Here is a 14,017-nt window from a genome sequence, read left to right as displayed (position 1 = left end):
GCGCCGACGTCGTCCCTGCCGACGTCGTCCGTCCAGGGCCTGCCGGGCACGACGAAGCGCTCCCGGCGGATGCTGAGGGCGGCCTTCCGCGCGTCGGGCACGACCTGCGCGAGGCCCGTGCCGGCGACGGCGGCGCCGACGAGGGTCAGGTTGGGGTGCGCGTCGGCCGCGGCGCGCAGCGCGAGCTGCCGCTCGCGCGCGCCGACCACGGTCGTCGGCTGCCCCTGCTCCCAGCGCACTCGGGCGCTCGCGAGCGGCTCGGGCAGGTCGCGCCCGAGGATCGCGCGCGCGTCGGCGAGCGCGAGCGCGACGGCAGCGGCGTCGTCGAGCCCCTCGGTCGCGGGCGCGGCGGTGCCGGAGCCGTAGGAGAGCCGGATGACCTCGCGCCCCGCGGCGGCCTCGCGCAGCCACGGCCACTTCGCCGTCGCGTGCGTCATCGCCTTCGCGCGGATGCCGTGGGCGTCGGCCGCGACGAGCACGCCCGTGCCTCGCGGGTCGCCCTCGATCGCCCCCGGCGGGAGGACGAGGGTCACGAGCTCGACGGTGACGCCGGCGACGTCGGTCGCGAGCGGCGCGAAGCCGTCGAGGGCCCCGAGCACCCGCAGGGCCTGCGCCTCGGGGAGCGCGACGACGAGCGACGACGCGTCGAGCGCGCCGGCATCCGTCTGCAGGCGCCAGCCGGTCGACGTCGGCGCCGCCGACTCGACGCGCACGCCCGTCCGCAGCTCGGCGCGGTGGGCCCGCGCGCTGTCGGCGAGCGCCGCCGTGAGGCGGTGGACGCCGCCGCGGATGCCCTGCACGGCCGAGCCTGGCCTCGACGCGTTGCTCGGTGCCGCGACGCCCTGCGCGACGGCGGCGGCGCGCTCCTCGAGCACGACGGCGACGGCGCCCGAGAGCGAGCCGGCCTGCGTGAGCGCGTTGTTGAGACCGGGTGCGACGGTCGCGACGTCGAGCAGATCGGGGTCGGCCGAGTAGACGCCGCCCGCGAGCGGCGCGACGAGCCGGTCGAGCGCCTTGCGGCCCATCCGGCGCCGCACGAGCGGGCCGAGCGCGTCGTCCTTGCCGATGCGCAGCACCGGCATGAGTCGGTCGAGGTAGGCACGGATCGCGCCGCTCCAGCCGAGCGCGTCGATGACGTCGCGCGCGAGCGGCGACGAGGGGATGCCGAGCAGCGTCCCCTTCGGCAGCGGCACGGCGCGATCGGCGAGCTGCAGCCACGCACCGGCCGGGTTCGGGCTCACGATCGCGTCGCCGAGCCCCAGCTCGGTCGCGAGCTCGGCGACGACGCCGCCGCGGGTCGCGAACGACTCCGCCCCCGCGTCGAGGGCGAGCGCGTCGACCTCGATGCCGGTGGCGACGCCGCCCAGGCGGTCCGTCGCCTCGAGCACGAGCACGCGGTAGCCGCGGCGCGCGAGGTCGTGCGCGACCGTCAGCCCCGCCGCCCCGGCACCGGCGACGATCGTGTCCCAGGGGCCGTGCTCGGTCGCGTCGGCCACCGGGCCGCCGGGCACCGTGTCGGTCACCGCGCGTGCACCGCCTCCACGATCCGCGTCAGCACGGCGGGATCGGTCGAGGGCGGCACGCCGTGGCCGAGGTTGAAGACGTGCGCTCGGGCGACCGAGCCGGCGAGCATGACGTGGTCGATCGCGGCCTCGATCGTCTCCCAGGGCGCACCGAGCACGGCCGGGTCGAGGTTGCCCTGCACGGTGACGTCGGCGTCGATGCGCTCGAGCGCGACGTCGAGCGGCACGCGCCAATCGACGCCCACGCAGTCGACGTCGAGGTCCATCGCGCCGTAGAGCTCGCCGGCGCCGACGCCGAAGTGCACGAGCGGCACGCGACGACCGGTCCCGTCGACGAGGTCGCGCACCGCGTCGAGCGCGAGGCGCGAGGCGGGCGCGACGTGCTCGCGGTACTGCTCGAGCGGCAGCGAGCCGGCCCAGGAGTCGAAGAGCTGGGCGGCGGATGCGCCCTCCTCGACCTGGGCGCGCAGGAAGCGGCCGGTGACGTCGGCCGTCCAGCGCGCGAGCCGGTCCCACGCATCCGGGTGCGCGCGCATGAGCGTGCGGGCCTCGAGGTGGTCCTTCGAGGGGCGCCCGGCCACGAGGTAGGCGGCGAGCGTGAACGGTGCGCCGGCGAAGCCGATGAGCGGGGTCGAGCCGTCACCGATCTCCCCGAGTCCCACGATCGTCTGCCGCACGGCTTCGCGCACGGGCTCGAGCGCGGTGTCGAGGCCGGCCGGGTCGAGCGCGACGAGCCGGTCGACGTCGTCCGGGGTGCGGATCGGGCTCGCCACGACGGGGCCGACGCCGGGCTCGATCTTGACGTCGACGCCCGCGAGCCGCAGCGGCACCATGATGTCGCTGAAGAAGATGGCGGCGTCGACGCCGTGGCGACGCACCGGCTGCAGCGTGATCTCGCTCGCGAGCTCGGGCACGAGGCACGTGTCGAGCATGTCGCGGTCGGGTCCGTCGGTCAGGCGGCGCAGCTCGCGGTACTCGGGCAGCGAGCGGCCGGCCTGCCGCATGAACCAGACGGGCGTGACCTCTGGGCGGTCGCCGCGGTACGCCCGCACCAGTCGGGAATGGCCGGTGCTGGTGTTGAGGGGGTGTTCGTCGCGCAGAGCAGGCACCCCTCCATCATCCCACCTCCCGGCTCGACGTTGGCGGTGGCCGAGGGGGCTGCGGCGTGCGTCGCGCTGAGGGTGTCGCGATGTCCGCCCTGAGCGGAGCGCCCCCGGGGTACACGGTAGGATGGTCTGGTGCTCATCTGCCTGACGGCGAGTCACAAGAACGCCGACTTCACTGCCCTCGAGGCTCTGTCGACGGCTGACGCCTCGCAGCTGCCCACCTCGTTCGCCTCGCATCCCGCGGTCGACGGCGCGATCGTCGTCTCGACCTGCAACCGCTTCGAGGTCTACCTCGACGTCGACTCCGACGCCGACCCCGAGACGGCGGCGCGCATCGCGCAGACCGCCGCGGCGAAGGCGCTCGGCCTGCACCAGCCCGAGTCGCTCGAGCCGCTCGTCGACGTCGAGGCCGCCGAGCACCTGTTCGCGGTCGCGGCGGGACTCGAGTCGGTCGTCGTGGGCGAGGGCGAGATCGCCGGCCAGGTACGGCGCGCGCTGCAGTCGGCGCAGGCCGCGGGCACGACGTCGGCGCACCTCGAGCGCCTCTTCCAGCGCGCGTCCGAGACGCAGCGCGGCATCAAGAACCGCACGGGCCTCGGCGAGGCCGGCCGCTCGATCGTGCGCCTCGCGCTCGACCTCGCGAGCGCCCGCGTGGACCTCGCCGACGCCCGCGTGCTGCTCGTCGGCACCGGTCGCTTCGCGGGCGTCTCGCTCGCCGAGCTGCGCCGCCGCGGCGCGAAGCACATCGAGGTGTGGAGCCCCTCCGATCGCGGCGAGGGCTTCGCCCGCAGCCACGCCGTCGGCTACGTCGACGCTCGCGACGCCGCGCTCGCGGCCGCGTCGGCCGACGTCATCGTCACCTGCACGAGCGCCGACCACCACGTCGTCGACGCCGCGCTCCTGCACGCCGGTCGCGCGCGCCTCGCGACGCACGACTTCCCGGGCGCCGCGCACGACCCGGCGACGTGCCCGATCGCGCTCGGCGGCTCCTCGACGGGCTGCCCGATGCACTCCGGCGACGCACCGCCGGCGGGCTGCCCCGTCGATCACGGCCGCCGCGCGCAGCTCGTGGTCGACATGGGGATGCCGCGCAACGTCGACCCCGACGTCGCCTCCGTGCACGGCGTCGAGGTGCTCGATCTCGAGACCATCCGCCTGCACGCGCCGCTCGAGCACCTCACGGCCGCCGCCGACGCGCGCGACCTCGTGCGCAAGGCAGCCCGCCGGTTCGAGCGCGGCACCGAGGAGCGACGGCTCGGCCCCGCGATCGCGGCGCTGCGCCAGCACGTCGAGGACGCCATGGAGGCGGAGCTCGCGCGCATCGGCAAGCGCGGCACCGAGGACGAGCGGCGCGCTGCCGAGCAGGCGCTGCGCCACTTCGCCGGCGTGCTGCTGCACAAGCCCACGGTGCGCGCCCGCGAGCTCGCCGCCGAGGGCCGTCACGACGACTTCCTGTCGGCGATCGACGCCCTCTACGGCATCGACGACGTCGCGTGAGACCGGCCCGCCCGGGAGCCGACGCGACGGCTCAGGGCGCCGATGAGCGTGGGCCGGTGAGCCGGTGAGCGAGGGAACCCCGACCGGCGACCACGCCATCCTGCCGCCCGCGGGCGTCGAGACCGACCCGCTCGAGACGGCCGGAGCGACCGCCCCGGCGAAGCGCCGCCGGCTCGTCGACCTCGCCCCGCTCAAGGCCTCCCCCGTCTTCGCGCGCCTCTGGATCGGCAACGCCATCAGCGGCATCGGCGCGCAGATGACGGTCGTCGCGGTCGGGCTGCAGGTCTTCGACATGACCGAGAGCACGATGGCAGTCGCGCTCGTCGGTGGCATCGCGCTCCTGCCGATGGTGATCGCGGGCCTCTGGGGCGGCATGATCGCCGACGCCTTCGACCGCCGCAGGGTCCTCATCGTCTCGAGCCTCACCGGCTGGGTCGCGGTGCTCGGCCTCGTCGCGCTCTCGAGCTGGGACGCGGCGCTCGTCGCCGACGGCCAGCGCGCCGAGGTGTGGCCGTTCTACGTGCTCACGACCATGAACACCGTCGCCGCGACCGTGTCGGGCGCGACGCGCTCCGCCGTCACGCCGCGCATCCTGCCGACGCACCTCATCTCTCGCGCGACCGCGCTCAACGGCATCGCGATCGGCATCATGCTCACCGTCGGGCCCGCGCTCGCCGGGGTGCTCGTCGCCGGCGTCGGGCTGCCCATCACCTTCGCGATCGACGCGGTGCTCTTCACCGCCGGCTTCGTCGGCATCCTCGGCCTGCCGCGGCTGCCGCCGCTCGGCGTCGTCGCGCGTCCCGGCCTCGAGTCGCTGCTCGACGGCTGGCGGTTCCTCAAGCAGGCGCCCAACATCCGCATGTCGTTCCTCGTCGACATCATCGCGATGTCGTTCGGGCGCCCCTTCGCGCTGCTGCCGGCGGTCGGCGCCATCGTGATCGGCGGCGGACCCATCACCGTCGGCGTGCTCACCGCCGCGGCCGCCGTCGGCACCCTCCTCGCGAGCCTGTTCTCCGGCCCCGTCGCCCACGTGCACCGGCACGGCCTCGCGGTCGCTCGCGCGATCTCGATCTACGGCGGCTTCGTCGCCCTCTTCGGCGCGGTGCTGCTCGTGATGGCGCTCGGCTGGGGCGGCCGCGTGGGCGCGGACTGGTCGCAGGTCTCGTGGCCCGCGCTCGCCGTCGCGGCGCTCGCCCTCGCCGGGATGGGTGCGAGCGACGAGATCAGCGCGATCTTCCGCTCCACGATGATGCTGACGGCGGCGCCCGACGAGATGCGGGGACGCACGCAGGGGCTCTTCACCGTCGTGGTCGCGGGCGGACCGCGCATCGGCGACCTCTACGCCGGCGCCGCCGCGAGCCTCGTCGCGCTCTGGTGCCCGCCGCTCATCGGCGGCATCCTCATCGTCGTGCTCATCGCGATCGTCACCCGCGCGCAGCGCTCGTTCCTCGACTACGACGCCCGCACGCCCACGCCGTAGCCGCCGCTACCGGTCGCGTGACGGCGTGTCGGGGCGACGCGCTCGCAGTTGAGGCTGTCGTGCGTCAAGGCTGAGGCCGCCTTCGGGTCGGCCCCTCGGCGCCGGGGCTAGCGTGACGACTGCCGTACCCCGGCGACGTTAGGAATCCCATGCATCTCGAGCTCGATGCGAAGGGCGGCAGGGCGCCGCTCCTCCACGACGAGCTCGTCGCGCTCTCCGCACCGACGCAGGCATGGTCGCGCAGAGACGGCACGATGGACGGCCCGGCCCACGGCGTCTTCCACGGCGACTGGCGCTGGGTGCGCGGCCTCGAGCTGCTCGTCGACGGTCGATCCGTCGAGCACCTCAGCACCGCCGAGGAGCGCGGCTGGACCGTCTTCCGCGCGGTCGCCCGCGATCTCGACGGCGGCACGTCGTCGAGGGTGCTCGTCGAGCGGATGCGCGGCGTCGAGCAGGGCGGGCTCGTCGAGCGGGTGACGCTCGTCAACGGCCGCGACGTCGAGGTCGCCGCCGTCATCGAGCTGCGCCTCGACCTCGAGCTCGCGCCGATCGCCACCGTGCGCGACGGCAGGCCGGAGCCGGTGCGGATCGACCTCCGCATCGAGGACGGCAGCGCGGTCGTCACCGACGGCATCCGCTCGCTGCGGTGCTCGAGCGCTCGCGGCGCGATCTCGATCGACGGCCACCGCGTGAGCGCGACCCGCAGCGTCGTCGTGCAGCCGGGTGACTGGGCGACCCTCTCGATCGAGCTCGCCGTCGACGACCCGCACACGCTCGCGCGCGGCCCGCTCACCGCGTCGCTCCCCGCGCCGCGCTCGACCGGCAGGCCGGAGCTCGACCGCTGGGCGGCGCGCGCGGTCGCCGACCTCGAGGACCTCTCGCTCGACCTGGGACACGGCCCCTTCCCCGCCGCCGCCGCACCGTGGGAGCTCGGCCTGCGCGCTCGCGACGCTCTCGTCGCCGCTCGACTGGCACTGCCGCTCGGCGCCGCGATCGCCGAGGGCACCCTTCGCACGCTCGCGACCCGCCAGGGCGTGCTCCACGATCCCGCGACGGGCGAGGAGCCCGGTCGCATCCCGCACGAGCTGCGCGACGACGGCGACGCCTCGACGGCGGTCTTCGGCGCATCCGTCGACGCCACCCCGCTCTGGATCGTGCTGCTGCACGACACGTGGGCCGCCGGCATGCCCACCGAGTCGGCGCGCGAGCTGCGCACGGCCCTCCACGCGGCGCTCGGCTGGCTCGCGGCACGCACCGGCGAGGGCTTCCTCGCCGATCCCGGCGACACCGAGGTGCGCGCGGGCGTGCAGGCCATCGCCTGCCGCGCCGCCGTCGGTGCCGCCGACCTGCTCGACGCGCTCGGCGACGACGGGGACGAGTGGCGCGCGTGGGCTGCGAGGCTGCGCTCGAGGTTCCGCGAGTCGTTCTGGACCGAGCTCGAGGGCGAGCGGACACCGGTCGCGGCCATCGACCGCAACGGCGCCGCGCTCGATCGGCTCGGCGCGGAGCTCGGCCAGCTGCTCGGCGCGAGGATCCTCGATCCCGACGACGAGGAGCTCGTCGCGAGCATGCTGCTCGACGAGCGGATCGCCTCGGGGTTCGGGCTCCGCTCGCTCTCGGCAGACGACGCGTGCTACTGGCCGATGCTCGAGCACGGCGGCGCCATCAGCCCCCACGAGACCGGCGTCGCGATCGAGGGCCTGCTGCTGGCGGGGCACGACGCCGAGGCGCGCGCGCTCGCCGAGGAGCTGCTCGTGGCCTCCCGTGCGTTCGACGGCCGACTGCCCGCCCTCTATGCGGGCTACGGCGTCGAGGACGTCGCCGCTCCGCTGCCGTTCCCCGGAGCGTGCACCCCGCACGCCTCGAGCGCAGCGACGGCGGTCATCGCGCATCGTGCGCTCGACGAGCGGCCTCGCATCGCGCGCGTCGAGCGCACGAAGCGGCACCTCGCGGTGGTCGAGCGCGCCGCAGAGGCCGGCGGCCCGTCCGCTCGCTCGGGCTCGGCGCCGAGGCCGCAGCTGCGGCTCGTCAGCCCCGAGGGGTAGCCACCCGGAGGAGTGGTCACCGCGCTCAACCCTTCTCGGCGCCCTCCGTCGTCGACATGATGCGCCGCTGGAAGATGAAGAAGACGATCGCCACGGGGATCGTCATGAGCACCGCCGCCGCGAGCTTGAGCGGGAACTGCGTGCCGGATCCCAGCTGTCCCGACACGAGCGAGCCGACGCCCGTCGTGAGGGTGCGCAGCTCGGGGCTCTGGCTCGAGATGATGAAGTGCCCGAACTCGTTCCACGATCCCTGGAACGAGAGGATCGTCAGCGTGATGAGCGCCGGCGTCGCCATCGGCAGCGTCACCGACCAGAACGTGCGGAACACCCCCGCGCCGTCGATTCGCGCCGCCTCCTCGATCGACACGGGGATGGAGTCGAAGAACTGCTTCATGATGAACACGCCCGCGGCGGTCGCGAGCAGCGGGATGATCATGCCGCCGTACGTGTCGTAGAGGCCGAGCTCCTTGATGACGAGGAAGCGCGGGATCATGAGCACGACCGACGGCACCGCGAGCACCGCGATGAAGAGGGCGAAGATCAGGTTCCTGCCGCGGAACTGCAGCCGCGACAGCGCGTAGCCCGCGAGCGAGTCGAAGAACACCCGGAACACGGTGACGACGATCGTGATGAACGCGGAGTTCGCCGCCCAGAGCGGCATGTCGCCCGCGAACAACCGCTCGTACGCCGCGAACGTGAACGTCTGCGGGATGAGCGACATGGGGTCGGCGTTCGCCTCCGCGTCGGTCTTGAACGAACCGCTCACGGCGATCACGAACGGGTAGATGTAGACGAGGGCGAGGATGGCGAGGATCAGGTAGCCCGCGACCAGTCCGCCCGTGACGCGCTCCTTCATGTGAGCCCACCGCCCGTCGTGCTCTGCGGTCCGGCTTCGAGCCGCACTGCGCCCTGCGCCATGAGACCGGCATCCGGGTCGCCCCGCTTGCGCTTCCTCCCCATGCCGCTCGCGTCACGGTCGCGGAGCACGAGCCGCTGGATGAGGGTCATCGCGATGATGATGAGGAAGAGCACGAAGGCGATCGCCGCCGCGATGCCGGGCTCGTTGTTCTCGAACGCCTGGTTGAAGGCGAGGTACGCCGGGCTCGTGAGCGTCGGCGCGGCGGGCGTCCCGCGCGTCAGGTAGACCTGGTCGAACACCTGCCAGGTGCCGATGAGCCCCAGCGTCAGCACGGTGAAGAGCGTCGGCTTGAGCATCGGCAGCGTCACCGAGAAGAACGTGCGGACCGGGCCTGCGCCGTCCATCACGGCGGCCTCGCCGACCTCCGCGCCGATGTTCTGGAGACCGGCCAGGAACAGCAGCATGAACGTGCCCGAGGTCGTGAACACCGCGAGCAGGATCAGCACGCACTGCGCGACGGATGGGCCGGCGATCCAGTCCCAGCCCGAGACCCCGAGGAAGCCGGGTTCCTGCCAGCCGGCGGGAGCACCCGAGACGCCGACGAGCCGGAGCAGGTTGTGGAGGACGCCGCTCGGCTCCGCGAACCAGTTCGGCCCGTTGACGCCGAACCAGCCGATGATGCGGTTGACGACGCCGCTCGACGCGAAGAGGAAGAGGAAGACGCCGGTGATCGCGATCGACGAGGTCACCGACGGGAAGTAGAACGCCGTGCGGAAGAACCCCTTGGCCTTGAGCATGCGGCGGTTGACCTGCACCGCGAGGAACATCGCGAGCGCGGTCTGCAGCGGCACGACGAACAGCACGTAGTAGGCGTTGTTGCGGATCGAGCGACCGAACAGCTCGCGCGTGAGGGAGTCGTCAGTCGTAATCGCCGCGTAGTTCTCGAGCCCCACGACGTCGACGCTGTCGTTGAAGAGCGGCGAGTTGCGGCCGTTCCAGTCGGTGAACGAGACCCACAGCGCGAGCGCGATGGGCGCGACCAGGAAGACGCCGACGATGACGAGCGCCGGCAGCGTGAACAGCCAGCCGGCCGCCGCCTCCCCGCCCCGCGCGCCCCCGCGCCGCTTGCGCGGCGCGGGGGCGGTCGAGACGGCGCTCATCAGCCCTGCGAGCTCTCGTAGGCGCTCTCGAGCTGCGACTGCAGCTGGTCGAGCGCCGCTTGCGCGTCCGCGCCCTGGAGCGTGACGATCGAGTTGTTGAACTCCGTCACGACCTCGGCGGCGCCCGAGAAGTTGATGGGGCTGACCGCATAGTCGGCGCCCGCGACGAAGGCCGCGTTCTCGGGATAGGTCTCGGCGTAGGTGGCGGCGGCCGCCTGCGTCGACGGGATGACGCCGAAGGCATCGGCGAACTCGAGCTGCTGCTCGTCGCTCGTGAGGAACGCGACGAGCTCCTGCGCGGTCGCGGCCGAGTCCTGGCCCTCTGGGATGCCCCAGCAGTTCGAGAACGTGAACGTGCCCGGTCCGGCGGGGCCCTCGGGCAGCTCGGTGACGAGGAACTCGACGTCGGGGTAGTCGGCCTCGAGCGCACCGCGGATCCACGGCCCCTCGATCACCATCGCCGCGGAGCCGGTGCCGAACGCCTCGCCGCCCCAGCCCGCACCGAGGTCGGCCGGCCACTGGAGCGAGCCCTCCTCGAGCAGGCCCTGCACGTACTCGAGCGCCTCGACGTTCTCGGGCGAGTTGGCGGTGATCGTCTCGCCGTCCATTAGCCCGCCGCCCGCCTGCGCCATGAAGACGCCGACGCGCGCGTACTCCGCGCCCATCGAGAGGCCCACGACGTCGCCGGTCGTCAGCGTCTGCGCGACGGTCTGCAGCTGCTCCCAGTCGGTCGGGATGTCGGCGTCGGTGAGCCCCGCCGCCTCCCACAGCTGCGTGTTGATGACGAGGCCCAGGGTCGAGAAGTCCTTCGGCGCGCAGGCGAACTCCCCGTCGAAGGAGAACGTGTCGACGAGCGCGGGATAGAAGTCGCCCGCGTTCTCGAGGCTGCCCGCGTACGGCTCGAGGTAGTCGTCGCTCGCATACGTCTGGAACTGGTCCCAGCCCATGTAGAAGACGTCGGGGGCCGAGTCGCCGGCGAAGCCCTGCGCGAGCTCCTGGTTGAGGTTCGACGCGGCGATGACCTCGACGGTCGTGCCGGATTCGGCGCTCCAGGCGTCGGCCGCGGCCTGCACCGCGGCGGTCTCGGCGTCGCCCGACGAGCCGATGAGCATGGTGAGGGTCTCGGCGGGAGCCTCGGGGTCGCCGCTCGATCCGGTGCCGCCGCCGCCCGAGCAGGAGGCCAGCGCGAGCGCGGCGATGCCTGCGAGAGCGACGCTGCCCAGCTTGCTGTGTCGCATGGTTGTTCCTTTCAGGATGGGGACGATCCCCGGTCGGCGGCAGGGGTGATCCCCCACCGTGCGTCGTCGCGCCGCACGAGCTGCGGGCGGACGATGGTCGTGACGGCGCCGGGCTCGTCGTCGAGCGCGGCGAGCGCCGCGGCCGCGACGTCGCCCAGGCGCTGGTCGATGCTCGGGAAGCCCAGCCCGGCGGCGAGCGAGGTGTTGTCGAAGCCGATCACGGGCAGCCGCAGGCCGAGCTGGCTCGCGGCGCCGATGCCGCCGGTCGCGAGCGAGTCCGAGGCGCAGACGAGCGCGCTGACGCCGCGCTGCAGCAGCGAGCCCGCCCCGGCGAGCGCGTCGCTCACGGCGTCCTCGCAGCGCACCGTGAGCGCGTCGAGCTCGTGCTCGGCGAGGCCGAGCTGCGCGCCCATCGCCTCGGCCCATCCGCGCCGTCGATCGTCGCCCGAGCCGCTGCCCTCGGGCCAGCCCACGAACCCGATCCTGCGGTGCCCGGCGTCGAGCAGCGCCTCGGTGGCCTGCCGGGTGCCGGCCGCGCCGTCGACGTCGACCCAGCTGTGCTCGGGCGCCGGGCTCCACGGCCGGCCGAACGACACGAAGGCGAGCCCCGCGGCGAGCAGCGCGTCGACGCGCGCGTCGCCGGGGTGCGTCGAGGTGAGGAGGAAGCGATCGGCGACCCGCTGGCCGGCCAGCTCGCGGATCTTGCGCACCTCCTCCTCGTCGTCGGCCGCGGTGAAGAGCAGCACGTGCTTGCCCTGCGCGTCGGCGCGGGCGGTGAGCTCGTGCAGGAAGACGTCGAGCAGCGACGAGGCGATGTTGCCGACGAGCGGCTCGATGCGCAGGCCGATCGTCGCGACCGTGCGCTGGCGGAGCCGACGGGCCTGGAGGTTGGGCGCGTAGCCCAGCTGGTCGACCGCGGCGAGCACCCGGTCGAGCGTCGACCGCTTCAGCAGGTCGGGGTTGTTGAGCGCGTTCGACACGGTCTGCACCGAGACGCCGGCATGGGCGGCGACGTCGGCGAGCGTCGATGCCATCTGCCCTCCTCGGTCTCACAGCGTCGTGATGCCAGCGGATCCGAGCGCGGAAGCCGCTCTTGGATCGTTCCAATCTTGACGGTAGCGTATCGATCGTCTGAAGTGAACCCCGATCGGGAGGCCCAGGATGAGCGGTGCGACGCAGCCCGAGGACCACGGTCGTCAGCCATTGCTGAACGACGCGCTCGTGGTGCTCGAGGCCCCGACGCAAGCGTGGTCGAACGAGGCGGGCGACCTCGGCGGTGCGCCGATCCACGGCGTCTTCCACGGCGACTGGCGCTACATCGCCGGGCTCTCGCTGCGCGTCGCCGGAGAGCCCGTCGAGCCCACCGGCACGGCGCTCACCGCCAGCCGCGCGGTGTTCCACGGGATCGCCCGCGCGATCGACGACGTGACCCCCGATCCCCGCGTGCTCATCGAGCGGGAGCGATCCGTGCGCGCCGGCGCGCTCACCGAGCGCATCCGCATCCGCAACGGCCGTGACGCAGCGATCGTCGCCGAGCTCGAGGTGGTCGTCGAGGCGTCGATCGCGCAGCTCTCGACCGTGAAGGCGGGGCGTCCCGCCCCGGTCGAGATCGGCTGGCGCGCCGACGGCGACGCGCTCGAGGCGAGCGACGGCACCCGATCGCTCGAGATCGCCGCCGACGGTGCGCTGTCGCGCGACGGCGACCGCGTGACGGCACGCTGGCGGCTCGAGGTCGACGCCGGCGCGACGGCGGACGCGGTGCTCTCCCTCGGTCTCGTCGATCCCACCGCGGTCGTCGGCCCCGCGGCCGACCGGCGGATCGGCATGCTGCCTGCGAGCGGTGATGCGGCGCTCGACCGCTGGTCGCGGCGCGCGACCGAGGACCTGCGCGCGATGCTGCTCGACGCGGGCGCCGGCCCGTTCGCCGCCGCGGGCGCGCCGTGGTTCATGACGCTATTCGGGCGCGATTCGCTCATCACCGCCCGGCTGCTGCTGCCGCTCTCGCTCGAGCTCGCCGAGGGGACCCTCCGCACGCTCGCCGCTCGGCAGGGCACCGCCGTCGACCCCGCGACCGCCGAGGAGCCCGGCAAGATCCTGCACGAGCTGCGGCAGTCGACGTTCACGATGCCGGGCGAGGGGATCGAGCTGCCGCCTGTCTACTACGGCACCGTCGACGCGACCCCGCTGTGGATCGTGCTGCTGCACGAGGCGTGGGGAGCGGGGCTGCCGCTCGCCACCGTGCGCGAGCTTCGGCCCGCACTCGAGGCGGCGCTGGGCTGGCTGCGCGACCACGGGAGCCCTGACGGCTCGGGCTTCCTGCGGTACATCGACCGCTCCGGCACGGGCCTCGCGAACCAGGGCTGGAAGGACTCCGGCGACTCGGTGCGCTTCCGCGACGGCCGCATCGCCGAGGGGCCTATCGCCCTCTGCGAGGTGCAGGCCCAGGCGTGCCAGGCGGCGGCGGGCGGCGCCGCGCTGCTCGACGCGCTCGGCGACGCCGAGGGCGCGATCGAGTGGCGCGCATGGGCGGAGCGGATGCGCGAGCGGTTCCGCGCGGCGTTCTGGGTCGACCGCGGCGGGGAGCGATACCCCGCGATCGCGCTCGACGGCGCGGGCGAGCCGGTCGACGCGAAGACGTCGAACATGGGGCAGCTGCTCGGCACGACGCTGCTGACGGAGGAGGAGGAGGCGCAGGTCGCGCGGCTGCTCGTCGTCCCCAGGTTCGCCTCAGGCTGGGGGCTGCGCACGATGGCCTCCGACGAGGGCGGCTACTGGCCGCTGTCGTACCACTGCGGCTCGGTGTGGCCGCACGACACCGGCATCGTGATCGAGGGGATGCTCCGCGCGGGCCTCGGCGCGGAGGCGCGGACGCTCGCGGCGCAGCTGCTCCGCACGGCCGACGCGTTCGGCGGGCGGTTGCCGGAGCTCTTCGCGGGCTTCAGCGCCGAGGAGGCATCGACGCCCGTCGCGTACCCGGCCTCGTGCCGACCGCAGGCGTGGAGCGCGGCGGCGGTCGTGCCGGTGCACCGGGCACTGACGGACTGACGCGGCGCACTGACGGCTGACGCAGCGCACTGACCCCCCGACGCAGCAGGACGGCCCTCCGAGA

Annotated in this window: 10 protein-coding genes; 4 read left to right on the top strand and 6 right to left on the bottom strand. The window is 73.8% G+C overall.

Going from position 1 to position 14,017, the window contains the following annotated elements; all coding sequences use genetic code 11:
• Together hemG and hemE are read right to left on the bottom strand one after the other, a co-directional pair.
• Positions 1 to 1,523: protoporphyrinogen oxidase (gene hemG / locus ABD106_RS09410; protein WP_343919701.1), on the bottom strand; the 1,523-nt coding region annotated here is incomplete at its 3' end.
• Positions 1,520 to 2,632, bottom strand: a complete 1,113-nt coding sequence (gene hemE / locus ABD106_RS09405; RefSeq protein WP_343919699.1) for a uroporphyrinogen decarboxylase — start codon at positions 2,630 to 2,632, stop codon at positions 1,520 to 1,522. The genes hemE and hemG, both read right to left, overlap by 4 nt.
• A gap of 129 nt (positions 2,633 to 2,761) precedes the next feature.
• On the opposite strand from hemE, the gene ABD106_RS09400 reads away from it, so the two are divergent.
• From ABD106_RS09400 to ABD106_RS09390, 3 genes are all read left to right on the top strand, one after another.
• Complete coding sequence (locus ABD106_RS09400; RefSeq protein WP_343919697.1) at positions 2,762 to 4,126, top strand: glutamyl-tRNA reductase; 1,365 nt, start codon at positions 2,762 to 2,764, stop codon at positions 4,124 to 4,126.
• Positions 4,127 to 4,190: 64 nt separating this feature from the next.
• Complete coding sequence (locus tag ABD106_RS09395) at positions 4,191 to 5,606, top strand: MFS transporter (RefSeq protein ID WP_343919695.1); 1,416 nt, start codon at positions 4,191 to 4,193, stop codon at positions 5,604 to 5,606.
• A 149-nt stretch (positions 5,607 to 5,755) separates the two neighbouring features.
• Positions 5,756 to 7,651: a glycogen debranching N-terminal domain-containing protein gene (locus ABD106_RS09390; RefSeq protein WP_343919693.1), complete on the top strand. Its 1,896-nt coding sequence runs from the start codon at positions 5,756 to 5,758 to the stop codon at positions 7,649 to 7,651.
• Positions 7,652 to 7,676: 25 nt separating this feature from the next.
• Here the strand turns inward: ABD106_RS09390 and ABD106_RS09385 are convergent, their stop codons facing one another.
• From ABD106_RS09385 to ABD106_RS09370, 4 genes are read right to left on the bottom strand one after another with little or no spacing between them, the layout of a single operon-like run.
• On the bottom strand, positions 7,677 to 8,507 hold the full coding sequence (locus ABD106_RS09385; protein WP_343919691.1) for a carbohydrate ABC transporter permease: 831 nt from the start codon (positions 8,505 to 8,507) through the stop codon (positions 7,677 to 7,679).
• Positions 8,504 to 9,670, bottom strand: coding sequence for a carbohydrate ABC transporter permease (locus ABD106_RS09380; protein ID WP_343919689.1), 1,167 nt, complete (start codon positions 9,668 to 9,670; stop codon positions 8,504 to 8,506). Before ABD106_RS09380 ends, ABD106_RS09385 begins: the two co-directional genes overlap by 4 nt.
• Complete coding sequence (locus ABD106_RS09375) at positions 9,670 to 10,908, bottom strand: sugar ABC transporter substrate-binding protein (RefSeq protein WP_343919687.1); 1,239 nt, start codon at positions 10,906 to 10,908, stop codon at positions 9,670 to 9,672. The genes ABD106_RS09380 and ABD106_RS09375 overlap by 1 nt, the downstream gene beginning before the upstream one ends.
• 11 nt (positions 10,909 to 10,919) lie before the next feature.
• Entirely contained in the window at positions 10,920 to 11,942 is a 1,023-nt protein-coding gene (locus ABD106_RS09370) for a LacI family DNA-binding transcriptional regulator (RefSeq protein ID WP_343919685.1), read from the bottom strand.
• 127 nt (positions 11,943 to 12,069) lie between these two features.
• Between ABD106_RS09370 and ABD106_RS09365 the strand changes: the two genes are divergently transcribed.
• Positions 12,070 to 13,953 (top strand): glycogen debranching N-terminal domain-containing protein, encoded by a 1,884-nt coding sequence (locus ABD106_RS09365; protein ID WP_343919683.1) that lies wholly within the window; start codon positions 12,070 to 12,072, stop codon positions 13,951 to 13,953.
• The last annotated feature ends 64 nt before the right edge of the window (positions 13,954 to 14,017 follow it).

Origin of the sequence: Agrococcus citreus (assembly GCF_039527715.1) — a bacterium.
GTDB lineage: Bacteria > Actinomycetota > Actinomycetes > Actinomycetales > Microbacteriaceae > Agrococcus > Agrococcus citreus.
This window is presented reverse-complemented; position numbering and strand designations above follow the sequence as displayed.

Coding starts and splice junctions, on each gene's coding strand:
- ABD106_RS09375 (WP_343919687.1), bottom strand. CDS start 10,908: ATGCGACACAGCAAGCTGGGCAGCGTCGCTCTCGCAGGCATCGCCGCG.
- ABD106_RS09370 (WP_343919685.1), bottom strand. CDS start 11,942: ATGGCATCGACGCTCGCCGACGTCGCCGCCCATGCCGGCGTCTCGGTG.
- ABD106_RS09380 (WP_343919689.1), bottom strand. CDS start 9,670: ATGAGCGCCGTCTCGACCGCCCCCGCGCCGCGCAAGCGGCGCGGGGGC.
- ABD106_RS09365 (WP_343919683.1), top strand. CDS start 12,070: ATGAGCGGTGCGACGCAGCCCGAGGACCACGGTCGTCAGCCATTGCTG.
- ABD106_RS09385 (WP_343919691.1), bottom strand. CDS start 8,507: ATGAAGGAGCGCGTCACGGGCGGACTGGTCGCGGGCTACCTGATCCTC.
- ABD106_RS09390 (WP_343919693.1), top strand. CDS start 5,756: ATGCATCTCGAGCTCGATGCGAAGGGCGGCAGGGCGCCGCTCCTCCAC.